This window comes from Klebsiella sp., from assembly GCF_027492335.1.
Lineage (GTDB): Bacteria > Pseudomonadota > Gammaproteobacteria > Enterobacterales > Enterobacteriaceae > Klebsiella > Klebsiella huaxiensis.
This window is the reverse complement of sequence record NZ_JAPUEW010000019.1, coordinates 1-22521: the sequence shown is the minus strand read 5'-3', so window position 1 is coordinate 22521 and position 22521 is coordinate 1. Positions and strand designations below refer to the sequence as shown.

Sequence of the window (22521 nt, the reverse complement as noted above, 5' to 3'; positions counted from 1 at the left end):
GTTTTCTGAAAAGTTGAAGCTGACCGTTAAGCCGCTTTCTTTTCGGTATAGCGTCATGGACAGTCATTCATCTTCCCTTTTAATCACCTGTACCAGAAAGCAAAAACCCCGCCATTTCTGACGGGGTTTTGTTGAATGAGGAAGCTGACCGTTAAGCCGCTTTCTTTTCGGTATAGCGTCGTGGACTGTCATTCATCTTCCCTTTTAATCACCTGTACCAGAAAGCAAAAACCCCGCCATTTCTGACGGGGTTTTGTTGAATGAGGAAGCTGACCGTTAAGCCGGGTTCTGTCGTGGACAGTCATTCATCTAGGCCAGCAATCGCTCACTGGCTCAAGCAGCCTACCCGGGTTCAGTACGGGCCGTACCTTGTGAACCCCTATTTGGCCTTGCTCCGGGTGGAGTTTACCGTGCCACGAACTGTTACCAGCCGCGCGGTGCGCTCTTACCGCACCCTTTCACCCTTACCTGATCCCACTTGCGTGGGCCATCGGCGGTTTGCTCTCTGTTGCACTGGTCGTAGGCTTGCGCCTCCCAGGCGTTACCTGGCACCCTGCCCTATGGAGCCCGGACTTTCCTCCCCTCCGCCCGTCTCCCCCGAAGAGGACGACGACGAAGCGGCGACTGTCTGGTCAGCTTCGGCGCGAAGTATAGAGGGTTTGCCGCCGGTTGTCATCCTTCCGTCACCATCCCGACCTGCAATGTCGCCGCAATATTCCGCGACGCATGATAAATATTGTCTGCTGCGCCGCGAAACGCCTCTTCCAGAGTGGTCACGCTGGTCAGTACGCTAAACACCGCATCAATACCATACTGATGAACCACGCCCACGTCGCGGGTCAGGCTACCGGCAATACCGATCACCGGCTTATGATACTTTTTCGCCACACTGGCCACGCCCACCGGCACTTTACCGTTAATGCTTTGACTATCCAGCCGACCTTCACCGGTTACCACCAGCGAGCAATCGAGGATATGCTCTTCCAGATTCAGCGCCTGGGTCACAATTTCGATTCCGCTGCGCAATTCAGCATTGAGAAACGCCATCAACGCTGCGCCCATGCCGCCTGCGGCTCCCGCGCCAGCAACCTGCTTAACATCAACATGCAGGTCGGCCAGAATAATATCGGCGTAATGATCAAGATTGTTATCCAGCGTGCGGATCATGGCTTCGGTGGCCCCTTTTTGCGGGCCAAAAATCCGTGAAGCGCCAGTATCGCCGATCAGCGGGTTGGTCACGTCGCAGGCCACGCGGATAACACAATCGCGCAATCGCGCATCAAGACCAGAGATATCAATCGAATTCAGGTTACACAGGCTACCGCCACCGTTGCCGATCTCCACGCCATTCGCATCGCAAAGACGTGCGCCCAGCGCCTGTACCATCCCCGCGCCGCCATCATTGGTAGCGCTGCCGCCGATACCAATAATGATATTTTTCGCCCCGCTTTCCAGCGCCTGCAAAATCAGCTCGCCGGTACCGCGCGACGTGGTTAATAACGGATTGCGCTGGGCGGGAGGTACCAGTCCTAGTCCACTGGCCGCCGCCATTTCGATAAACGCGGTTTTGCCATCGCCGGAAAGTCCCCAGCAGGCATCAACCGGAACACCCAGCGGCCCCGTCACACAAGCACTCATCTCGGTTCCCTGCGTCGCGGCAATCATCGCCTCAACGGTACCTTCTCCGCCATCGGCGAGAGGAACCTTCACGTAGAGCGCATCGGGGAAAATTTCCCGAAAACCTTTTTCTATAGCCTGTGCCACCTCAGTGGCCGAGAGGCTTTCTTTATAAGAGTCTGGGGCGATTACGATTTTCATAGTTATGTAGCCTGACAGTGCCGCGCAAGGCAAGAATTACAGGGCGCGCATCCGCGCCCTTCTTGTTAGCGAGTGACTTCCACTTTCGCCAGTTTTTCGTAGTAGCATGCGATAGCGCTATGGTCGGCGGTACCCAGACCGTCGGCACGCAGCGCCTGCATCATCTCCATAACCGCAGCGGTCAGCGGCAGTTGTGCTCCAACGCCGTGAGAGGTATCCAGCGCGTTCGCCAGATCTTTGATATGCAGATCGATACGGAAGCCCGGCTTGAAGTTACGGTCCATCACCATTGGCGCTTTGGCATCCAGCACGGTGCTACCGGCCAGTCCACCGCGGATTGCCTGATACACCAGATCCGGGTTCACGCCCGCTTTGGTCGCCAGAGTCAGCGCTTCAGACATCGCGGCAATGTTCAGTGCCACAATGACCTGGTTAGCCAGTTTGGTTACGTTACCTGCGCCGATATCACCGGTATGTACTACGGAACCGGCCATCGCTTTCAGCAGGTCGTAATATTTGTCGAAAATCGCTTTATCGCCGCCAACCATCACCGACAGGGTGCCGTCGATGGCCTTCGGTTCGCCGCCGCTGACCGGCGCATCCAGCATATCCACGCCTTTCGCTTTCAGCGCTTCGCTGATTTCGCGGCTTGCCAGAGGCGCGATGGAGCTCATATCGATCAGAACGGTACCCGGCTTCGCGCCTTCAATGATGCCGCCTTCGCCCAACGCCACCTCTTTCACATGCGGAGAGTTCGGCAGCATGGTGATGATCACGTCACACTGTTCAGCAATGGCTTTCGCCGACGTGGCGGTTTCCGCGCCTGCGGCAATCACTTCTGCAATAGCATCCGGGTTACGGTCAGCAACCACCAACGAGTAACCTGCCTTGAGGAGGTTTTTACTCATTGGTTTACCCATGATACCAAGGCCAATAAAACCAACTTTCATTGTCATGTCTTTATCTCTCTAGTTTCGGTGGTGGTTATTTCTTAAAGGAATCAGCTAATTTCTGCGTGCCCGAACGGAATACGCCCAGGTCGCTGCCGACAGCGACAAAGGTTGCGCCCCATTCCAGATAACGACGCGCATCCGCTTCAACCGGCGCCAGAATGCCGCTTGGCTTACCGTGCTTTTTCGCGACGGCAAAGATGTGCTGGATAGCTTTTTGTACTTCCGGGTGGGAAGCATTGCCCAGATGGCCTAACGCGGCGGCCAAATCGCTTGGGCCGACAAAAATACCGTCGACGCCCGGGGTCGCGGCGATCGCATCGACGTTATCCACGCCTTGCTGACTTTCGATCTGCACCAGGATGGTGATGTTTTTGTTCGACTGCGCGAAGTAATCAGGCACGGTGCCAAACATATTGGCGCGGTGTGATACGGAGACGCCGCGAATGCCTTCTGGCGGATAACGCGTAGAAGCAACGGCATTGACTGCTTCTTCTTCCGTCTCTACAAACGGAATCAGGAAGTTATAGAAACCAATGTCCAACAGGCGCTTAATAACCACCGGCTCATTGGTCGGTACGCGCACAACTGGCGCACTAGTGCTGCCTTTCAGCGCCATCAGCTGTGGGATAAAGGTTGAGATATCGTTCGGCGCATGTTCGCCGTCCAGCACCAGCCAGTCAAAGCCAGCCAAACCTAAAACTTCAGTGCTGATAGGGCTTGCGAGCGCGGACCAGCAGCCGATCTGAACTTGATGCGCCGCCAGGGCCGCCTTAAATTTGTTCGGGAAGATATCGTTATTCATCGCTTATACCTTGTCACTTAACCGTTAATTATTTCTGCAGTTCCATACGTTTGATGTCGCCGACAACAAACAGATAGCAAACCATCGCCATCAGAGCCGAACATCCTACGAAGACCAGCGCTGCGTTGAATGAATGCAGCTCGCTCACCAGGTAACCAATAACCAGCGGAGTTACGATGGAAGCGACGTTACCAAATACGTTAAATACACCGCCGCACAGGCCAACAATCTCTTTCGGAGCGGTATCGGAAATCACCGGCCAGCCCAGTGCGCCAAATCCTTTGCCAAAGAAGGCCAGTGCCATCAGGCTCACCACCAACACGGTATTATCGGTGTAGTTGCACAGAATGATGGTCGAGGCCAGCAGCATTCCGAGGACAATCGGCAGCTTACGCGCCACGGTGATAGAAAAACCACGTTTAATCAGATAGTCGGAGAACACTCCACCCAGCACCCCGCCGGCAAAGCCGCACAGCGCTGGAATAGATGCCACCAGACCCACTTTCAGAATCGACATCCCCTTTTCCTGCACCAGATAAATCGGGAACCAGGTGAGGAAGAACCAGGTGATGGTGTTGATAAAATATTGGCCGAAGAACACGCCCAGCATCATGCGGTTGGTCAACAGCTGCTTGATATAGTGAAGTTTAGGACCGCTGGCCGCTGCACTACCCGGCTTTTTATGATCCATATCGACAACTGCGCCGTTCTCAGAGATAAACTTCAGCTCTTCTTTGGTCATCCGCGGATGGTCGGTTGGGTTGTGAACGAACTTAACCCACAGACCGGTCAGGACAAAACCAATCACACCCATGACGGTAAACACATGTTCCCAGCCCCAGGCAAAAGTCAGCCAGCCCAGCAACGGAGAGAACAGCGCCAGAGAAAAATATTGTGCGGAGTTAAAGATAGCGGATGCGGTACCGCGTTCTTTGGTCGGGAACCAGGCCGCAACGATACGGGCGTTTGCCGGGAAAGAAGGTGCTTCCGAGAAGCCCAGCATAAAACGCATGATAAACATTGAGATACCCGCCCAGGCCAGCGGAAATACATCCACAAAGCCTTGCAGGAAGGTAAACAGCGACCAGAAGAACAGGCTGTAGGTGTAGACTTTCTTCGAGCCAAATTTGTCCAGCAGCCAGCCGCCTGGAATTTGCATCAGCAAATAGGCCCAACCGAAAGCGGAGAAAATATAACCCATTGAGATTGCACTCAGCTGCAACTCTTTCGCCACTTCGGTACCGGCAATAGATAGCGTCGCACGGTCTGCATAGTTAACGGCAGTAACAATAAATATTATCAACAGAATTAAATATCGGGTTGGCATACCCTTTTTCTGCTCTATTGCTGCATCCACACTCATTTTATATTCCTCAGGTACGACACACCTTCCATCATTTATTACTGGTGTGATTTTAGTTATTTATAAATCGATCTTAGATACTGTCGATTTACTTATCCGACGCATTGCAAGCATGACTCAGTATAATCAGCTCACGGTATTTGATCACTGTGCATAAACCCCACAAAGAGATAACAAAAACCATTATAATTGTGCAAATGCAATAATCAGTGGGCGCTGATGCACAGTTCCTGTGATTTCCTTCTATACCTGACTCCCTCTCGCAAAAATGAGTGATTTAGATCACATTTTTAAATCTAAACACCTGACATTCTTAATTCCACAAATCTGAGCATCAGAAATTGAATATACCCTAAATATTTCGAGTTGCATGAAGGCGGCAACGAAGGGAATCCCCAGGAGCTTACTAAAGTAAGTGACTGGGGTGAGCGAGGAAAGCCAACGCACATGCAGCTTGAAATATGACGGATATAACCGTTTTATTTTATTATTCGCACCTTGCTGGAGAATACTGGACAATGGCTGACATTGAAATTAGACAAGAATCGCCGACGGCGTTTTATATAAAAGTACACGAAACGGATAATGTGGCGATTATTGTTAACGATCGAGGTTTAACGGCCGGAACGCGTTTCCCTGATGGACTCACGCTCGTTGAACATATCCCGCAAGGCCATAAGGTCGCGTTGGTCAATATTCCCGCACACGGTGAAATCATCCGCTATGGCGAAGTGATTGGCTACGCGGTACGTGATATCGCGCAGGGTAGCTGGATTGATGAATCGCTGGTCGAGCTGCCGGAAGCGCCACCGCTCAACACCCTGCCACTGGCGACCAAAGTTCCCGAGCCACTGCCGCCGCTGGAAGGCTACACCTTCGAAGGGTATCGCAACGCGGACGGTAGCGTGGGGAGCAAAAACCTGCTCGGCATTAGCACCAGCGTGCACTGCGTGGCGGGCGTTGTAGATTACGTGGTTAAAATTATCGAACGCGATCTGCTGCCGAAATATCCCAACGTTGATGGCGTAGTCGGCCTGAACCACCTTTATGGCTGCGGCGTGGCGATTAACGCCCCGGCGGCGGTCGTGCCTATCCGTACCATTCACAACCTTGCGCTTAACCCGAATTTCGGCGGCGAAGTGATGGTAATTGGCCTCGGCTGCGAAAAACTTCAGCCAGAGCGTCTGCTGGAAGGTACCGATGATGTGAAAAGCATCCCGGTGGATAGCGCCAGTATCGTTAGCCTGCAAGACGAAAAGCACGTCGGTTTTAAATCGATGGTCGACGATATTCTGCAAGTTGCCGAGCGGCATCTGGAGAAACTGAACCAGCGCCAACGTGAAACCTGCCCGGCCTCCGAGCTGGTGGTCGGTATGCAGTGCGGCGGCAGCGATGCGTTTTCTGGCGTGACCGCCAACCCGGCGGTGGGCTATGCGTCCGACCTGCTGGTGCGCTGCGGCGCAACCGTGATGTTCTCCGAAGTGACCGAAGTGCGCGATGCCATCCATCTGCTGACGCCACGCGCCATCAACGAAGAAGTGGGTAAACGTCTGCTGGAAGAGATGGCCTGGTACGATAACTATCTCGATATGGGCAAAACCGACCGCAGCGCCAACCCTTCCCCAGGCAACAAGAAAGGCGGCCTGGCAAACGTGGTGGAAAAGGCGCTCGGTTCTATCGCGAAATCCGGTAAGAGCGCGATTGCCGAAGTGCTTTCTCCGGGACAGCGTCCAACCAAACGCGGCCTGATTTACGCCGCAACGCCAGCCAGTGATTTTGTCTGCGGTACCCAGCAGGTGGCCTCTGGGATCACGGTGCAGGTATTCACCACCGGTCGCGGTACGCCGTATGGCCTGGTCGCGGTGCCGGTCATTAAGATGGCGACGCGTACCGAGCTGGCGAATCGTTGGTTTGACTTAATGGATATCAACGCGGGAACCATCGCCACCGGTGAAGAGACTATCGAAGACGTGGGTCTGAAGCTGTTTGAATTTATTCTTGATGTCGCCAGCGGCCGCAAGAAAACCTTCTCGGATCAGTGGGGCTTACATAATCAGCTAGCGGTGTTTAACCCAGCGCCGGTGACGTGATACTAAGATATTTAGCCCTCTCCCCTGCGGGAGAGGGCTTTTGTAAAAACTTCAGGCACCGACTAAAATCACATCTATTCCATTCTTCCGTAACCCTTCCAGGCTGTCAGCAGGAATGCCTTCATCAACGATAATCATATCGATACGCTGCGTATCAATGATTTTATGCAGGCTGGAACAATTGAATTTTGTGGAATCAGTGACCACAATAATCCGCTCTGCCACTTCACACATCCGACGGTTAAGCCTCGCCTCATCTTCATTATGCGTACTGACACCACGCTCTAAATCAATGGCATCAACGCCGAGAAACAGCATATCGAAGTGGTAGTTCTGCAAAGATTGCTCCGCCTGGTCGCCATAAAAAGATTGCGACTGGCGACGCAGGTGCCCCCCGGTCATCAACAGTTCAACGCCTTCCGCCTCCAGTAATGCATTGGCGACATTCATGCCGTTGGTCATCGCAATCACATCGGTATGCTGGCGCATCAGGCGGGCAATTTCGTAAGTGGTGGTACCGGAGTCCAGAATCACCCGATGTCCTGGCTTTATCAGTTCAGCGGCCATCCTGGCAATACTACGTTTTACCGCCGTATTGAGGGCGCTTTTATCTTCAACAGAAGGTTCCGAGCCTGGCGTATGACTGTCGCAAATCAGCGCCCCACCATACGCACGAACGGCAATGCCCTGCTTTTCCAGGAATGCCAGATCGTTGCGAATAGTTACCGTCGACACGCCAAACAATCCGGAAAGATCGTTCACCTGCACGCTTCCCTGCTGTCGCAACCGCTGGATGATCTGCTCACGCCTTTCGCTGGTGCCCGTTATGCGTTTGCCCGCAGAAGAGTCGGTATTGCTCATATGAAATCCTTTGGTCAATTCTTTCGTTTCATTTCGTTTTGCCTATTAACGCCTTTCTTTTAACGGAATGCAAGCCCATGGGCGCGTTATCCGCACGCTATAGCATCGCTGAAACCTTTCATTACGTTTCTTTTGTGAAACAGATCGGAAAACTATTATCTTTCGTTTTATTTTCACAAGACCATGATGCAGTATTAACTGAAACAAAACGAAAGATTAATGCCGTAATTATCTGAACTGGAGAGGAAAGTGAAACATCTGACCAAAATAGTGGAACAGCATAAACGGGGGAAGGCCAACGGGATTTATGCCGTTTGTTCCGCTCATCCACTGGTACTGGAATCCGCAATACGCTACGCCCACGCCAACGGCACACCATTGCTGATAGAAGCGACCTCCAATCAGGTTGATCAGTTCGGCGGTTACACGGGTATGACGCCAGCAGATTTCCGTGACTTTGTCCACCAGCTCGCCGACTCGCTTCATTTTTCCCAAGATCAGCTGATTCTGGGTGGGGATCACCTTGGCCCCAACCGCTGGCAAAATCTGCCAGCAAAACAGGCGATGGGTAATGCCGACGACCTCATTAAAAGTTATGTGGCAGCCGGATTTAAAAAGATCCACCTTGATTGCAGCATGTCCTGCCAGGGCGACCCCGTTCCGTTGACGGACGCCATCGTTGCTGAACGTGCCGCACGTCTGGCGAAGGTTGCCGAGTTAACCTGCATTGAACACTTTGGCGAATCGGATCTTGTCTACGTTATTGGTACTGAAGTTCCGGTTCCCGGCGGCGCTCATGAAACGTTAACCGAGCTGGAGGTCACCACACCAGAAGCGGCACGCGCCACGCTGGAAGCTCATCACCATGCATTTGAAAAACAGGGTCTGGACGCTATCTGGCCGCGCATCATTGCTCTTGTTGTCCAGCCCGGCGTGGAGTTTGACCACACGCACATCATCGATTATCAACCACAGAAAGCTGTCGCGTTAAGCAAGATGGTAGAAGCGTACGACACGCTGATATTTGAAGCGCACTCGACGGATTATCAAACCCCGCACTCTTTGCACCAGTTGGTTAAAGACCACTTTGCGATCCTGAAAGTTGGCCCGGCCCTGACCTTCGCCCTGCGTGAAGCGCTATTTTCCCTCGCAGCAATCGAAGAAGAGTTACTCCCTGCTAAAGCCTGTTCCGGACTGCGTTATGTACTCGAAACGGTGATGCTCGATCGACCGGAATACTGGCAGAGCCATTACCATGGTGACGGCAACGCGCGTCGCCTGGCCCGTGGCTATAGCTACTCAGATCGGGTTCGTTACTATTGGCCGGACAGCCAGATTGATGATGCCTTCGAACGTCTGGTACGTAACTTGGCGGACGAGCCTATCCCACTGCCGCTGATCAGCCAGTATTTGCCTTTGCAGTACGTAAAAGTGCGCGAGGGAGATCTCAACGCAACGCCGCGAGAACTCATCATCAACCACATTCAGGACATACTGCAGCAGTACCACACCGCCTGCCTGGGCGTTATATCCCAAAACGGATAACAACGAAGAGGAAAACGCTATGCCAAATATTGTGTTATGTCGTATCGACGAACGGTTAATCCACGGTCAGGTTGGCGTGCAATGGGTCGGATTTGCGGGAGCTAATCTGGTGCTGGTCGCCAACGATGAAGTGGCTGAAGATTCCGTCCAGCAGAACCTGATGGAAATGGTGCTGGCGGAAGGAATTGCCGTACGCTTCTGGTCGCTGCAAAAAGTCATCGACAACATTCACCGCGCCGCCGACCGGCAGAAAATTTTGCTGGTCTGCCGCTCACCCGCAGATTTTCTCAAGCTGATTGAAGGTGGCGTTCCCGTCACGCGTATCAACGTGGGAAATATGCACTACGCCAATGGCAAACAACAAGTTGCCAAAACGGTTTCTGTCGACGCTCATGATATTGTTGCGTTCAACGGCCTGAAAGCTGCCGGCGTGGAATGCTTCGTTCAGGGCGTTCCGACAGAACCCGCTTTGGATCTCTTTAAACTAATTTGAGGGATTCATAATGGAAATCAGTCTGTTGCAGGCTTTTGCGTTGGGTATTCTCGCCTTTATTGCAGGCCTGGATATGTTCAACGGCTTAACGCATATGCACCGCCCGGTGGTGCTTGGGCCGCTGGTTGGCCTGATTCTGGGCGATCTGCATACCGGTATTTTGACCGGCGGTACTTTGGAACTGGTGTGGATGGGCCTGGCACCGCTGGCTGGCGCTCAGCCGCCGAACGTGATTATCGGTACCATCGTCGGGACAACCTTCGCCATTACCACTGGCGTGAAGCCTGAAGTTGCCGTCGGCGTCGCCGTGCCGTTTGCTGTTGCGGTGCAAATGGGGATTACTTTCCTGTTCTCTATCATGTCGGGGGTTATGGCGCGTTGCGATCGTATGGCCTCAAACGCCGATACCGCAGGGATTGAGCGGGTGAACTATCTGGCGCTGCTGGCGCTTGGGACGTTCTACTTCTTATGCGCCTTCTTGCCTATTTACTTTGGCGCAGAACATGCAAAAACGGCAATTGACGTTCTGCCAACGCGTTTGATCGACGGCCTGGGCGTCGCTGGCGGCATTATGCCTGCCATTGGGTTCGCAGTACTGCTGAAAATCATGATGAAAAACGTGTACATCCCCTATTTCATCCTCGGTTTTGTTGCCGCCGCCTGGCTTAAACTCCCGGTGCTGGCGATCGCCGCCGCTGCGCTGGCCATGGCACTGATCGATTTTCTACGTAAATCCCCCGAGCCTACTGCTCCAGAAGCACAGAAAGAGGAATTCGAAGATGGCATCTAATCAAACGACACTACCGAACGTCTCCGATACCGAAGAGACGCTCCTTTCCGGCACCAATGAGAACGTCTATGAAGACCAAAAAATCGGTGCAGAGCTGACGAAAAAAGATATCAACCGCGTGGCCTGGCGTTCAATGCTGCTACAGGCTTCCTTTAACTACGAACGTATGCAGGCTTCCGGCTGGCTGTACGGTTTACTGCCCGCATTGAAAAAAATCCACACCAACAAACGTGACCTGGCGCGCGCCATGAAGGGGCATATGGGCTTCTTCAACACCCATCCGTTTCTGGTGACCTTTGTTATCGGTATTATTCTTGCGATGGAGCGCTCTAAGCAAGATGTAAACAGCATTCAGAGCACCAAAATTGCCGTCGGCGCACCGCTTGGCGGGATTGGCGATGCGATGTTCTGGCTGACATTATTACCCATTTGCGGCGGTATTGGGGCAAGTCTGGCGTTACAAGGTTCGATTCTTGGCGCGGTGGTTTTCATCGTGTTCTTCAACGTCGTGCATCTCGGCCTGCGTTTTGGTCTGGCGCATTATGCTTACCGCATGGGAGTCGCGGCCATTCCGCTGATCAAAGCCAATACCAAAAAGGTTGGGCATGCGGCATCTATCGTCGGTATGACGGTGATTGGCGCGCTGGTTGCCACTTATGTACGCCTTAGCACCACGCTGGAAATTACCGCAGGCGATGCGGTGGTGAAACTTCAGGCGGATGTTATCGATAAGCTGATGCCCGCATTTTTGCCACTGGTCTATACCCTGACCATGTACTGGCTGGTGCGTCGCGGCTGGAGTCCGCTACGCCTTATCGGCATCACCGTAGTACTCGGTGTCGTAGGTAAGTTCTGTCACTTCCTGTAAATACAAGGGGCTGTAGATGATAGGTATTATTTTGACGGGTCACGGCGGATTTGCCAGTGGAATGGAAAAAGCCATGAAGCAAATCCTTGGCGAGCAGTCGCGGTTCATTGCCATCGATTTTCCGGAGACCTCGACCACCGCGTTGCTCACCTCGCAGTTCGAGCAGGCTATTGACGAACTAGGCCATCAGGAAAATATCGTTTTTCTGACCGACCTTCTGGGTGGTACGCCGTTTCGCGTCGCCTCAACGATGGCGTTGCAACACACCGGGTGGGAAGTCATCACCGGCACGAATTTGCAGTTGCTGCTGGAAATGGTAATGGACCGTGAAGGGTTAGACAGCAAAACTTTTCGTTTACAGGCGCTGGAGTGCGGGCACCGTGGTTTAACCAGCCTGGTTGATGAACTGGAACAGTGCCGCGAGGAAAAGCCCGTTGAGGAAGGGATATGACGAAAATTCTTCGCGCCAGACGTCTTCTTACAGAATCTGGCTGGCTTGACGATCATCAGTTACACATTGAAGAGGGCGTCATCACTGCGTTAGAGCCAATTCCCACGGGTATCGCGCAGCGTGACGCAGAACTACTTTGTCCGGCATATATCGACATCCACGTGCACGGTGGCGCGGGCGTCGATGTCATGGATGACGCACCGGATACGCTCGACAAACTGGCGATGCATAAAGCACGTGAAGGGGTAGCCAGCTGGCTACCCACCACCGTTACCGCGCCACTGAAACAGATTCACGGCGCGCTGGAACGCATAGCACAACGCTGCCATTCCGGCGGACCTGGTGCACAGGTGTTGGGAAGCTATCTGGAAGGGCCGTACTTCACGCCACAGAACAAGGGCGCACATCCTCCAGAGCTGTTCCGCGAGCTGGAATTTAGTGAACTGGACGAGCTGATTGCTATTTCCCGGCACACCTTACGCGTGGTCGCGCTGGCGCCAGAAAAAACCGGCGCTTTGCAGGCAATTCGCCATCTGAAGCAGCAAAATGTGCGGGTAATGTTGGGCCATAGCGCGGCGACCTGGGAGCAAACTCACGCCGCCTTTGACGCAGGCGCGGACGGATTAGTGCACTGCTATAACGGCATGACCGGTTTGCATCACCGGGAACCAGGTATGGTCGGCGCAGGGTTAACTGACCCACGAGCATGGCTTGAGCTTATCGCTGACGGGCACCACGTTCATCCGGCAGCCATGAAGCTGTGCTGCTGCTGCGCAAAAGATCGGCTGGTGCTGATCACCGATGCGATGCAGGCCGCCGGTATGCCCGACGGGCACTATACGCTGTGCGGCGAAAACGTAGAAATGCATGATGGTATCGTTCGAACCGCTTCCGGCGGCCTGGCGGGAAGTACGCTGTCAGTGGATGCGGCGGTTCGCAATATGGTCTCGTTTACAGGGATCGCCGCAGTAGAGGCCATTCATATGGCTTCGTTGCATCCAGCTCGTCTGTTAGGCATCGACCACCAGGTGGGATCGCTAAAAGCGGGTAAACGCGCCAACATTATCGCTCTCAATGAGCGCCTGCATTTACAACAAATCTGGATTCAGGGTCAGTCTTTCCCCCTTTAACCCTTTCATTTTGCCTTATATTGGCCTGCGGTCTCCGATCGCAAGGCCTTTCTTTTCCTTTCGCTTCATAAAACCCTGCTCCTGCCTGCATTAAATCTATTCATTGAAGATCAATAAGATAATAAGGGTCTGCGCTAATGCGATCACAAATTTCGTTTTATTTCATTTCGCATCATTGAACTTTCGATTTCTTTCATATAAATTTTAATCAACCGAACACACGACTAAGTGAAACGAAACGAAAGATAGCGACATTTTGCCAGCGTCTGATGTGGAATTCACAAGACTAAGGACTGAGTTATGCCAGAAACCTATACCCCTGCTCACGCGACAACCGGAACCTGGACAGAAGAAGAGATCCGCCAGCAACCAGCCTGCTGGATCCGCTCGCTTAACAACATCGATAGTATTCGTCCGGCAATTGACGACTTTCTCACACCGCTGTTGCGCAAAAAAGATCTGCGGATCGTACTGACCGGGGCCGGAACCTCGGCGTTTATCGGCGATATTATCGCGCCGTGGCTCTCCAGCCACACCGGGACAAATATCAGCGCCGTCCCTACCACCGATCTTGTCACCAACCCTATGGATTATCTGAATCCAGCGCATCCGTTACTGCTGGTCTCTTTCGCCCGTTCCGGCAACAGCCCGGAGAGCGTTGCCGCCGTTGAGCTGGCGAATCAGTTTGTGCCCGAGTGCTACCATCTCTCAATCACCTGCAACGAAGCGGGCAGCCTGTATCAAAATGCGGTGAAGAGCAGTAATGCCTTTGCCCTGCTGATGCCCGCAGAGACGCACGATCGCGGTTTTGCGATGACCAGCAGCATCACCACCATGATGGCCAGCTGTCTCGCTGTATTTGTGCCGGAAGCGATCAATAGCCAAACCTTCCGCGATGTCGCCAATCGCTGCCAGACGATCCTGACTTCATTTGGCGATTTCAGTCACGGCGTATTTGGCAATGAACCCTGGAAGCGGATTGTTTACCTCGGTAGCGGCGGATTGCAGGGCACAGCGCGTGAATCTGCGTTGAAAGTACTGGAACTGACGGCAGGTAAGCTGGCAGCGTTTTATGATTCCCCTACCGGCTTCCGCCACGGTCCAAAATCACTGGTGAATAACGAAACGCTGATCGTCGTGTATGTCTCCAGCCATCCTTACACCCGTCAGTACGACCTCGACCTGCTGGCTGAATTACGTCGTGACAAGCAGGCCATGCGCGTCGTCGCCATTGCCGCAGAAACAGACGCAGTTATCGAAGCTGGCCCGCATATCCTGCTGCCTTCTGCTCGTCCGTTCATCGACATGGAACTGACTTTTTGCTTCCTGATGTACGCTCAGGTTTTTGCCCTCACGCAGTCCATCAATGTCGGCAATACGCCGGATAGCCCGTCCGTCAGCGGTACCGTTAATCGCGTGGTGCAAGGCGTCGTTATTCATCCATGGCAGGCTTAAGAGGATCGCATCATGAGCATTATTTCTACCAAGTATCTGTTGCAGGACGCTCAAGCTAAAGGTTATGCGGTCCCTGCTTTTAACATCCATAACGCCGAAACGATCCAGGCAATCCTGGAAGTGTGCAGTGAAATGCAATCGCCGGTGATCCTCGCCGGTACGCCGGGCACCTTTAAGCATATTGCGCTGGAAGAGATCTACGCGCTGTGTAACGCCTACTCCACCACCTACGACATGCCGTTGGCACTACATCTCGATCACCATGAATCTTTGGAAGATATTAGCCGTAAAGTGAATGCTGGTGTGCGTAGTGCAATGATTGACGGCAGCCACTTCCCGTTTGATGAGAACGTGAAGTTGGTGAAGTCAGTTGTCGATTTTTGCCATGCTAAGGATTGCAGCGTCGAGGCCGAACTGGGGCGCCTGGGCGGGGTAGAAGATGACATGAGCGTGGATGCGGAAAGCGCATTTCTGACCGATGTTCAGGAAGCCAAACGCTTTGTCGAATTGACCGGCGTCGACAGCCTTGCCGTTGCTATCGGTACCGCGCACGGACTCTATACCAAAACGCCTAAAATCGATTTTCAGCGTCTGGCGGAAATTCGCGAAGTTGTTGATGTACCGCTGGTACTGCACGGCGCAAGCGATGTACCTGACGAATATGTACGTCGCACCATTGAGCTGGGCGTGTGTAAGGTCAATGTCGCCACCGAACTGAAAATCGCTTTTGCTGATGCGGTCAAAGCGTGGTTCGCCGAAAACCCACAAGGTAACGACCCGCGTTACTACATGCGCGTTGGGATGGACGCGATGAAAGAGGTGGTTCGAAGTAAAATAAATGTTTGCGGTTCAGCAAACAGAATATTTTCCGTTGAACAATAATGATTGCAAAAGTTATTTCTTAGTGTTTTTATTTCAAAGCGTTACTGGGAAAACATCAGGTAACGCTTAGTATGGTTAATAAATTACACAAGTAGTATTTTATTTGGTAGGTTTCGCTAAGTAATACCATAGTAACCTGTTTCGTATAAATAATACATTGTAAAATATTCATTTAATTTATTTATGGTGAGGTTTTAAATATGAGTGGCCCAAATATTTTATTAACCCGTATCGATAACCGATTAGTCCATGGCCAGGTTGGCGTTACCTGGACATCAACTATTGGCGCTAATCTGCTGGTGGTTGTTGATGATGACGTCGCCAAAGATGATATTCAGCAGAAGCTGATGGGAATCACTGCTGAGACCTACGGATTTGGTATCAGGTTCTTTTCTATAGAAAAAACCATTAACGTCATCGGTAAAGCTGCGCCACATCAGAAAATATTTCTCATCTGTCGCACACCGCAAACAGTCAGAAAACTCATAAAAGGCGGCATTGCGTTAAAAGACGTCAACGTTGGAAATATGCATTTCTCGGAAGGCAAAAAGCAGATTAGCAGTAAAGTTTATGTCAACGAACAGGATCTCAATGACTTGCAATTTATCAAGCAAAGTGGCGTTAATATTTTTATCCAGGATGTTCCCGGAGATCAAAAAGAACAGATCCCTGCATAAAAACAAGCTCATTCCTTCATGATAAATGGACTTATTTATTTGAGGTGATTTAAATGCATGAAATAACCCTTATTCAGGGAATATCCCTGGCTGCATTAGTCTTCATTCTGGGAATCGATTTTTGGCTGGAAGCACTGTTTTTATTCCGACCAATTATCGTTTGTACGTTAACCGGTGCAATTCTCGGCGACATTCACATCGGTTTGATTACCGGTGGTCTGACTGAACTGGCGTTTGCTGGCCTAACCCCCGCAGGCGGCGTACAGCCCCCGAACCCGATTATGGCGGGGTTAATGACCACGGTTATTGCCTGGTCTACCGGCGTAGATGCCAAAACCGCCATCGGTCTCGGTTTGCCGTTCAGCCTGCTGATGCAATACGTCATTCTGTTCTTTTACTCTGCCTTCTCACTCTTTATGGCGAAAGCCGATAAATCGGCAAAAGAGGCAAACACAAGCGCCTTTGCACGCCTGAACTGGTTGACGATACTCATTGTCGCTTTCTCCTACGCAATTATCGCCTTTCTCTGTACCTATCTGGCGCAAGGTGCGATGCAGGCGCTGGTTAAATCAATGCCAGCCTGGTTAACCCACGGATTCGAAGTGGCGGGTGGTATTCTCCCAGCAGTCGGTTTCGGCTTATTGCTGCGCGTCATGTTTAAAGCGCAATACATTCCTTATCTGATCGCCGGTTTCCTGTTTGTTTGTTATATCCAGGTCAACAACCTTCTCCCGGTAGCCGTACTCGGTGCAGGTTTCGCCGTGTATGAATTTTTCAATGCGAAAGCTAAACAGCAGGCGCAATCACAACCTGCCGTAAGCAAGAATGATGAAGAGGATTACAGCAATGGGATCTGAAATCAGTAAAAAGGACATTACTCGCCTGGGTTTTCGCTCATCGCTCCTTCAGGCCAGTTTTAACTATGAAAGGATGCAGGCAGGCGGATTCACATGGGCCATGCTCCCGGTTCTGAAAAAAATCTATAAGGATGACAAAGCTGGCCTGAGTGCGGCCATGAAAGATCACCTGGAATTTATCAACACCCACCCAAACCTTGTCGGATTCCTGATGGGGTTGTTGATCTCAATGGAAGAAAAAGGAGAAAACCGGGACACGATTAAGGGCTTAAAAGTGGCTTTGTTTGGGCCAATCGCAGGGATCGGTGATGCAATATTCTGGTTCACCTTACTGCCGATCATGGCGGGGATCTGCTCATCTTTCGCCAGTCAGGGGAATGTACTGGGACCCATTCTGTTTTTCGCCGTCTACTTGATGATTTTTTTCCTGCGCGTCGGCTGGACCCATATCGGCTACTCGGTCGGTGTCAAAGCTATTGATAAGGTGAGGGAAAACTCGCAGATGATTGCCCGATCGGCGACGATCCTCGGTATTACCGTTATTGGTGGGCTTATCGCGTCCTATGTGCACATTAACGTCGTGACCTCATTTGCCATCGACAGTACGCACAGAGTTGCGCTCCAACAAGACTTCTTCGATAAAGTCTTCCCGAATATCTTACCTATGGGCTACACGCTGCTGATGTATTACCTCCTGCGCGTGAAAAAAGCGCATCCGGTTCTGCTAATCGGCGTGACGTTTATCCTTTCAATTGTCTCATCCGCGCTCGGTATTCTTTAAACGGACCAAGGGGCATGACAGCAATGCCCCTTTTAAAGGAATTAGCTACAAATGCAAAATGTACACCCATGCCACAACTACAACACGTTAAGCGATCGCGCCAGCGAGCATCTGGTAGCCTTCATACAGAACAAACCTGATGCTGTAATCTGCCTGGCTACAGGAAGTACGCCGTTACTCACCTACCGCTATTTTGTCGACAAAATACGCCAGCGTCAGATGGATATCAGTCAGGTGACATTTGTGAAGCTCGATGAGTGGGTGGGTATTCCATTGCAAACGCCGGGCACGTGCGAGTCCTTCTTGCAGCAGCACATTGTCCAACCGCTGGGCTTACAGGAAGAGCAACTTATAGGCTTTAGATCGGAAAATATCGATAATAAGGAGTGCGAGCGCGTCACTGACCTGATCACCAGCAAGGGCGGCATTGATTTATGTGTCCTGGGATTGGGGAAAAACGGCCACCTCGGGCTGAATGAACCAGGAGAAGATCTGGAACCGTTTTGTCATATCAGCAACCTTGATGAGCAAACGCGCCAGCATGACATGTTAAAAACAGCCGGACATTCCGTTGAACAAGGGATCACACTGGGCCTGAAGGATATCCTGAATGCCAAAGAAATCCTGTTACTCATTGCAGGAGAAGGAAAAAAGGAGGCCACCAGAAAGTACCTTACGCAAACGGTCTCAACGTCCATCCCCGCCTCGTTCCTGTGGCTACATAGCAAGGTAAACTGCCTGTTGGATAATTCTATTCAATAAACAACATGTCAATACAGACCAGAGCATAATTACCAATAGATGCAGCGGCCAGGACATCTCAAATATAGCGTCACCGCCGGGCGCTTTCGGGCGGCAAGCTCTGAAGACAGCAAAGAGCCGGAGTTTATTGAAACAACGGCGATTTACGGCCTGAGCAACACCTTTACGCTATATGGCGGCGTAACGGGATCTGAGGATTACCAGGCGCTGACGGAGGGAATCAGATAATGTCGCAGACATTGGTATTCAGACGAACACAGGTGGGGGCAATATCCCTTTTAATAACGGAATTATCTCTTTAGAAGAATCAGCTGCAGGAACTATCAGGATGAAGGCGACGCCATACAACCTGGTTGGCGGGGTACTCCAGCCAGGACCGTTCCACGGTACGGCGACGCTCACCGCGACGGTAAGGTAGAGGTAGCTAAACCCGCCTTTCCCGGCGCTCGCCAGGGAAAGGCGGCAAGTCGGCTAATATTACCCCTGCTGCTCCAGAGCATACTTATACAGCGCGTTTTTCTTCACGCCGTGGATCTCTGCGGCCAGGGCGGCGGCTTTTTTCAGCGGCAGCTCGGCCTGCAGCAGGGCCAGCGTACGCAGCGCAACCGCTGGCAGCGCCTCTTCCTGCGCTTTGAAACCTTCAACGATCAGCACCATTTCGCCTTTGCGACGGTTCTCGTCCTCTTTCACCCATGCCAGCAGCTCGCCGATTGGCGCGCCGTGGATTGATTCCCAGGTTTTGGTCAACTCACGTGCCAGCACCACGTAGCGGGACTCCCCTAGCACCGTACAGATATCTTCCAGGCTTTCCAGCAAGCGGTGAGTTGACTCATAAAAGATAATCGTGCGCGGTTCTTCTTCCAGCGCCTTGAGCGTATCGCGACGCCCTTTGGATTTGGCCGGCAGGAAACCTTCGTAGCAAAAACGATCCGATGGCAGCCCCGCCGCGCTCAGCGCCGCGATTGCCGCACAGGGGCCGGGCAGAGGTACTACGCGGATATTAGCTTCACGGCAAACGCGCACCAAATGGTAACCAGGATCGTTGATCAGCGGCGTTCCGGCGTCCGAAACCAGCGCGATGTTTTGCCCTTGTTTTAATTTCGCCAGAAGTGTTTCCGCCTTTTGCTGTTCATTATGGTCGTGAAGCGCAAATAAACGGGCGTTAATCGCAAAATGTTGCAACAGCAAACCGGTATGGCGGGTGTCTTCCGCTGCAACTAAATCAACGGCTTGCAACACTTCCAGCGCGCGTTGCGTGATATCAGACAGATTCCCTATCGGAGTGGGCACAATATAGAGCTGTCCCTGAGAATTATCTGCTGATTCGTGTTGTTTCATTGTTTCGTCCGTATTGCCGATTTAATATTGAGCATTGAGCCAAAAAAATATCACTGGATACATATGGTACCGTCAACATTTCTTCGTTCTAAACCCGTGCGTTGTCTGCCCGTACTGCTGGCCGCTCTGATCTTTGCTGGCTGTGGCACCCATACTCCGGATCAAAGCACGGCGTATTTGCAGGGTACGGCACAAGCAGACTCCAGTTACTACCTGCAACAAATGCAGCAAAGCGCGAATGATAGCAAGACCAACTGGCAATTACTCGCCATTCGTGCACTGCTGCAGGAAGGTAAGAAACCACAGGCTATCGACCTGTTCAATCAGCTGCCGTCGAACCTCAACAGCGCGCAAAGCCGTGAGCAGTCGCTGCTGGCGGTTGAAGTGAAGCTGGCGCAGAACGATTTCCAGGGCGCGCAGTCTCTGCTGAGCAAGCTCGACCCGGCAACGCTTGAGCAGAATCAGCAGCCCCGCTACTGGCAGGCGCAAATTGACGCCAGCCAGGGGCAACCATCGCTGAATCTTCTGCGAGCCTTGATTGCCCAGCAGCCGCTGCTAAGCCAGGCTGCGCAAAAGCAGAAGAATATCGACGCGACCTGGAAAGCGCTCACCGCGATGACCCGAGAGCAAGCCAACGCGCTGGTGATTAACGCCGACGAAAACGTGCTGCAAGGCTGGCTGGATCTGCAGCGTATGTGGTTTGACAATCGCAACGATCCAACAATGCTGAAAGCGGGCGTTAAAGACTGGCAGACCCGCTACCCGCAAAACCCGGGCGCGAAAATGCTGCCGACTCAGCTAGTTAATATGCAAAATTACCAGGCCGCATCAACCAATAAAATCGCCCTACTGCTGCCACTTAACGGCCAGGCGGCGATATTTGGTCGCACAATTCAGCAGGGCTTTGAAGCGGCGAAAAACGGCGCACCTGCCGTCGCAGGAAGCGCAGTACCCGCGCAGGTCGCTCAGGCAGCCAATGTTACCGATAGCGCCGTGGTAAGTCCGTCGCAGGCGGAAGTGACCGATCTCACCACCACCAATAACGCACAAACGCCGGTACAGGCCCCGGCAGCCGACCAGGTACAAACTACCGCTCCGGTTACCGCACCGACGGCAGTCCAGGCCCCGACGCCTCAAACCACCGACGCTACCGCAGAAGCCACCAGCCAACCGGCGACGACGGTTCCGCAGACTCAAGCGGTCACCGCCACTCCGGCGAACCCTTCCGCCGAGCTGAAAATTTACGACACCACCACCCAGCCGATGAGTCAACTGCTGGCCCAGGTACAGCAGGACGGCGCAACCATCGTTGTTGGTCCGCTGCTAAAAGAGAACGTCGAAGATGTTGTTAAAAGCAATACTTCACTGAACGTGCTGGCGCTGAACCAGCCGGAGAAAGTCGAAAGCCGAGCTAATATCTGCTATTTCGCGCTCTCCCCGGAAGATGAAGCCCGCGATGCGGCGCATCATATTCACGATCAGGGCAAGCAGACTCCGCTGCTGCTGGTACCGCGCGGCGCATTAGGCGATCGGGTGGTTAGCGCCTTTGCCAACGAGTGGCTGAAGCTGGGCGGCGGTACGGTACTGCAACAGCGTTTAGGTTCAACCGCCGAACTGCGCGGCAGCGTCAACAGCGGTATCTCGTTGAGCGGCTCTCCGGTATCAACCCTGCCATCAGCGCAGGATAGCGCCCTGGGTAGCCCGAGCGACGTGCCTGTCAGCAGTGGCGGCAGCGTCGACGCCGCGTATATCCTGGCAACGCCGGAACAGATTGGCTATATCAAACCCATGATTGCCCTGCGTAACGGCAGCCAAAGCGGCGTGACGCTGTATGCCAGTTCCCGCAGCTCTCAGGGAACTTCAGGTCCTGATTTCCGTCTGGAGATGGAAGGCTTACAATATAGCGAGATCCCGATGCTGGCAGGCAGCAACCCGGCGCTGCAACAACAAGCGTTAGCTGCCGTTCGTAACGACTACTCGCTGGCGCGCCTGTATGCCATGGGTGCCGACGCCTGGTCGCTGGCCAACCATTTCTCGCAAATACGCCAGGTTTCCGGCTTTGAATTGAATGGCAACACCGGCGATCTCACGGCCACGCAGGATTGCGTGATCAACAGGAAACTGTCATGGCTCAAGTACCAGGGTGGACAAATCGTCGCAGCCAACTAAGTAAGCAGACCGGCGATGCCTGGGAAATCCAGGCTCGCCGTTGGCTGGAGAGCCAGGGTCTGCGTTTTATCGCCGCTAACGTTCATGAACGCGGCGGCGAGATTGACCTCATCATGCGCGACGGCAGCGTCACCGTGTTTGTGGAAGTGCGCTATCGTCGCAGCGCAAACTACGGCGATGCCGCCGCCAGCGTCACGCCGCAAAAGCAACAAAAACTGCTCAAAGCCGCGCGTCTGTGGCTCTCCCGACATAATGGGAGTTTTGAGACTGTGGATTGCCGTTTCGATGTGGTAGCCTTCACCGGAAACGACATCCAATGGCTAAAAAACGCTTTTGGCGAATAGCGTATATGAATTAAGGGATCCCGTGCTAGACAGAATCAAAGCCTGCTTCACCGAAAGCATTCAAACCCAAATTGCAGCAGCGGAAGCACTCC

22 protein-coding genes, 1 other RNA gene and 2 pseudogenes are annotated in these 22521 nt (G+C 52.7%); 18 read left to right on the top strand and 7 right to left on the bottom strand.

Going from position 1 to position 22521, the window contains the following annotated elements:
* Positions 1-261 precede the first annotated feature (261 nt).
* From rnpB to garP, 5 genes are all read right to left on the bottom strand, one after another.
* Positions 262-640: RNase P RNA component class A (rnpB, locus tag QVF11_RS07925), an RNA gene on the bottom strand.
* Between the two features lie 32 nt (positions 641-672).
* Positions 673-1818: a glycerate 2-kinase gene (gene garK, locus QVF11_RS07920; protein WP_287856173.1), complete on the bottom strand. Its 1146-nt coding sequence runs from the start codon at positions 1816-1818 to the stop codon at positions 673-675.
* A 65-nt stretch (positions 1819-1883) separates the two neighbouring features.
* A complete protein-coding gene (gene garR, locus QVF11_RS07915) occupies positions 1884-2774 on the bottom strand; it encodes a 2-hydroxy-3-oxopropionate reductase (protein ID WP_112213614.1) in 891 nt (296 codons plus the stop codon).
* A 28-nt stretch (positions 2775-2802) separates the two neighbouring features.
* Positions 2803-3573, bottom strand: a complete 771-nt coding sequence (gene garL / locus QVF11_RS07910) for a 2-dehydro-3-deoxyglucarate aldolase (protein WP_112213613.1) — start codon at positions 3571-3573, stop codon at positions 2803-2805.
* Between the two features lie 28 nt (positions 3574-3601).
* On the bottom strand, positions 3602-4936 hold the full coding sequence (gene garP, locus QVF11_RS07905; RefSeq protein ID WP_287856170.1) for a galactarate/glucarate/glycerate transporter GarP: 1335 nt from the start codon (positions 4934-4936) through the stop codon (positions 3602-3604).
* Positions 4937-5454: 518 nt separating this feature from the next.
* On the opposite strand from garP, the gene garD reads away from it, so the two are divergent.
* On the top strand, positions 5455-7026 hold the full coding sequence (gene garD, locus QVF11_RS07900) for a galactarate dehydratase (protein ID WP_287856168.1): 1572 nt from the start codon (positions 5455-5457) through the stop codon (positions 7024-7026).
* A gap of 51 nt (positions 7027-7077) precedes the next feature.
* On the opposite strand, the gene QVF11_RS07895 is transcribed toward garD, so the two are convergent.
* Positions 7078-7887 (bottom strand): DeoR family transcriptional regulator, encoded by an 810-nt coding sequence (locus QVF11_RS07895; RefSeq protein ID WP_287856166.1) that lies wholly within the window; start codon positions 7885-7887, stop codon positions 7078-7080.
* 249 nt (positions 7888-8136) lie between these two features.
* On the opposite strand from QVF11_RS07895, the gene kbaZ reads away from it, so the two are divergent.
* From kbaZ to QVF11_RS28620, 14 genes and pseudogenes are all read left to right on the top strand, one after another.
* Positions 8137-9432 (top strand): tagatose-bisphosphate aldolase subunit KbaZ, encoded by a 1296-nt coding sequence (kbaZ, locus tag QVF11_RS07890; RefSeq protein ID WP_287856164.1) that lies wholly within the window; start codon positions 8137-8139, stop codon positions 9430-9432.
* A 19-nt stretch (positions 9433-9451) separates the two neighbouring features.
* Positions 9452-9925 carry a PTS N-acetylgalactosamine transporter subunit IIB gene (gene agaV, locus QVF11_RS07885; RefSeq protein WP_287856162.1) on the top strand — a complete coding sequence of 158 codons (474 nt, stop codon included), beginning with the start codon at positions 9452-9454 and terminating at the stop codon, positions 9923-9925.
* A gap of 10 nt (positions 9926-9935) precedes the next feature.
* Positions 9936-10715 (top strand): PTS N-acetylgalactosamine transporter subunit IIC, encoded by a 780-nt coding sequence (gene agaW / locus QVF11_RS07880; protein ID WP_110272914.1) that lies wholly within the window; start codon positions 9936-9938, stop codon positions 10713-10715.
* Positions 10705-11583 (top strand): PTS N-acetylgalactosamine transporter subunit IID, encoded by an 879-nt coding sequence (agaE, locus tag QVF11_RS07875; RefSeq protein WP_287856160.1) that lies wholly within the window; start codon positions 10705-10707, stop codon positions 11581-11583. Before agaW ends, agaE begins: the two co-directional genes overlap by 11 nt.
* A 16-nt stretch (positions 11584-11599) precedes the next feature.
* On the top strand, positions 11600-12034 hold the full coding sequence (agaF, locus tag QVF11_RS07870) for a PTS galactosamine/N-acetylgalactosamine transporter subunit IIA (protein WP_287856158.1): 435 nt from the start codon (positions 11600-11602) through the stop codon (positions 12032-12034).
* The gene (gene nagA / locus QVF11_RS07865; protein WP_287856156.1) at positions 12031-13164 is read left to right on the top strand and encodes an N-acetylglucosamine-6-phosphate deacetylase; all 1134 of its coding nucleotides are present in this window, start codon (positions 12031-12033) and stop codon (positions 13162-13164) included. The genes agaF and nagA overlap by 4 nt, the downstream gene beginning before the upstream one ends.
* Before the next feature lie 300 nt (positions 13165-13464).
* Complete coding sequence (locus QVF11_RS07860; protein ID WP_287856154.1) at positions 13465-14619, top strand: AgaS family sugar isomerase; 1155 nt, start codon at positions 13465-13467, stop codon at positions 14617-14619.
* Between the two features lie 12 nt (positions 14620-14631).
* Positions 14632-15501, top strand: coding sequence for a tagatose-bisphosphate aldolase subunit KbaY (gene kbaY, locus QVF11_RS07855; RefSeq protein ID WP_287856152.1), 870 nt, complete (start codon positions 14632-14634; stop codon positions 15499-15501).
* 200 nt (positions 15502-15701) lie between these two features.
* Positions 15702-16178 carry a PTS galactosamine transporter subunit IIB gene (agaB, locus tag QVF11_RS07850; RefSeq protein WP_287856150.1) on the top strand — a complete coding sequence of 159 codons (477 nt, stop codon included), beginning with the start codon at positions 15702-15704 and terminating at the stop codon, positions 16176-16178.
* A gap of 53 nt (positions 16179-16231) precedes the next feature.
* A complete protein-coding gene (gene agaC / locus QVF11_RS07845) occupies positions 16232-17035 on the top strand; it encodes a PTS galactosamine transporter subunit IIC (RefSeq protein WP_287856148.1) in 804 nt (267 codons plus the stop codon).
* Entirely contained in the window at positions 17025-17816 is a 792-nt protein-coding gene (agaD, locus tag QVF11_RS07840; protein ID WP_287856146.1) for a PTS galactosamine transporter subunit IID, read from the top strand. The genes agaC and agaD overlap by 11 nt, the downstream gene beginning before the upstream one ends.
* 51 nt (positions 17817-17867) lie before the next feature.
* A complete protein-coding gene (locus QVF11_RS07835) occupies positions 17868-18578 on the top strand; it encodes a galactosamine-6-phosphate isomerase (RefSeq protein WP_287856144.1) in 711 nt (236 codons plus the stop codon).
* Positions 18579-18617: 39 nt separating this feature from the next.
* A pseudogene (locus QVF11_RS07830) lies at positions 18618-18800 on the top strand (fimbria/pilus outer membrane usher protein); the annotation flags it as partial.
* Between the two features lie 16 nt (positions 18801-18816).
* Positions 18817-18996 (top strand): fimbrial protein, encoded by a 180-nt coding sequence (locus QVF11_RS28620; protein ID WP_353738514.1) that lies wholly within the window; start codon positions 18817-18819, stop codon positions 18994-18996.
* Positions 18997-19055: 59 nt separating this feature from the next.
* Here QVF11_RS28620 and rsmI read toward each other — a convergent pair whose 3' ends face one another.
* Positions 19056-19916 carry a 16S rRNA (cytidine(1402)-2'-O)-methyltransferase gene (rsmI, locus tag QVF11_RS07825; RefSeq protein ID WP_142515457.1) on the bottom strand — a complete coding sequence of 287 codons (861 nt, stop codon included), beginning with the start codon at positions 19914-19916 and terminating at the stop codon, positions 19056-19058.
* A gap of 63 nt (positions 19917-19979) precedes the next feature.
* On the opposite strand from rsmI, the gene QVF11_RS07820 reads away from it, so the two are divergent.
* The 3 genes and pseudogenes from QVF11_RS07820 to QVF11_RS07810 all read left to right on the top strand — a co-directional run.
* Positions 19980-22085 (top strand): penicillin-binding protein activator, encoded by a 2106-nt coding sequence (locus QVF11_RS07820; RefSeq protein ID WP_287856141.1) that lies wholly within the window; start codon positions 19980-19982, stop codon positions 22083-22085.
* Complete coding sequence (locus QVF11_RS07815) at positions 22043-22429, top strand: YraN family protein (RefSeq protein WP_112213594.1); 387 nt, start codon at positions 22043-22045, stop codon at positions 22427-22429. Before QVF11_RS07820 ends, QVF11_RS07815 begins: the two co-directional genes overlap by 43 nt.
* Positions 22430-22451: 22 nt before the next feature.
* Positions 22452-22521, top strand: a pseudogene (locus tag QVF11_RS07810) (phosphoheptose isomerase); the annotation flags it as partial.

Excerpts from the sequence above, each read along its gene's own strand:
- garK (WP_287856173.1), bottom strand. The coding sequence starts at position 1,818 with ATGAAAATCGTAATCGCCCCAGACTCTTATAAAGAAAGCCTCTCGGCC.
- garR (WP_112213614.1), bottom strand. The coding sequence starts at position 2,774 with ATGACAATGAAAGTTGGTTTTATTGGCCTTGGTATCATGGGTAAACCA.
- garL (WP_112213613.1), bottom strand. The coding sequence starts at position 3,573 with ATGAATAACGATATCTTCCCGAACAAATTTAAGGCGGCCCTGGCGGCG.
- garP (WP_287856170.1), bottom strand. The coding sequence starts at position 4,936 with ATGAGTGTGGATGCAGCAATAGAGCAGAAAAAGGGTATGCCAACCCGA.
- garD (WP_287856168.1), top strand. The coding sequence starts at position 5,455 with ATGGCTGACATTGAAATTAGACAAGAATCGCCGACGGCGTTTTATATA.
- QVF11_RS07895 (WP_287856166.1), bottom strand. The coding sequence starts at position 7,887 with ATGAGCAATACCGACTCTTCTGCGGGCAAACGCATAACGGGCACCAGC.
- agaV (WP_287856162.1), top strand. The coding sequence starts at position 9,452 with ATGCCAAATATTGTGTTATGTCGTATCGACGAACGGTTAATCCACGGT.
- agaW (WP_110272914.1), top strand. The coding sequence starts at position 9,936 with ATGGAAATCAGTCTGTTGCAGGCTTTTGCGTTGGGTATTCTCGCCTTT.
- agaE (WP_287856160.1), top strand. The coding sequence starts at position 10,705 with ATGGCATCTAATCAAACGACACTACCGAACGTCTCCGATACCGAAGAG.
- agaF (WP_287856158.1), top strand. The coding sequence starts at position 11,600 with ATGATAGGTATTATTTTGACGGGTCACGGCGGATTTGCCAGTGGAATG.
- nagA (WP_287856156.1), top strand. The coding sequence starts at position 12,031 with ATGACGAAAATTCTTCGCGCCAGACGTCTTCTTACAGAATCTGGCTGG.
- QVF11_RS07860 (WP_287856154.1), top strand. The coding sequence starts at position 13,465 with ATGCCAGAAACCTATACCCCTGCTCACGCGACAACCGGAACCTGGACA.
- kbaY (WP_287856152.1), top strand. The coding sequence starts at position 14,632 with ATGAGCATTATTTCTACCAAGTATCTGTTGCAGGACGCTCAAGCTAAA.
- agaB (WP_287856150.1), top strand. The coding sequence starts at position 15,702 with ATGAGTGGCCCAAATATTTTATTAACCCGTATCGATAACCGATTAGTC.
- agaC (WP_287856148.1), top strand. The coding sequence starts at position 16,232 with ATGCATGAAATAACCCTTATTCAGGGAATATCCCTGGCTGCATTAGTC.
- agaD (WP_287856146.1), top strand. The coding sequence starts at position 17,025 with ATGGGATCTGAAATCAGTAAAAAGGACATTACTCGCCTGGGTTTTCGC.
- QVF11_RS07835 (WP_287856144.1), top strand. The coding sequence starts at position 17,868 with ATGCAAAATGTACACCCATGCCACAACTACAACACGTTAAGCGATCGC.
- rsmI (WP_142515457.1), bottom strand. The coding sequence starts at position 19,916 with ATGAAACAACACGAATCAGCAGATAATTCTCAGGGACAGCTCTATATT.
- QVF11_RS07820 (WP_287856141.1), top strand. The coding sequence starts at position 19,980 with ATGGTACCGTCAACATTTCTTCGTTCTAAACCCGTGCGTTGTCTGCCC.
- QVF11_RS07815 (WP_112213594.1), top strand. The coding sequence starts at position 22,043 with ATGGCTCAAGTACCAGGGTGGACAAATCGTCGCAGCCAACTAAGTAAG.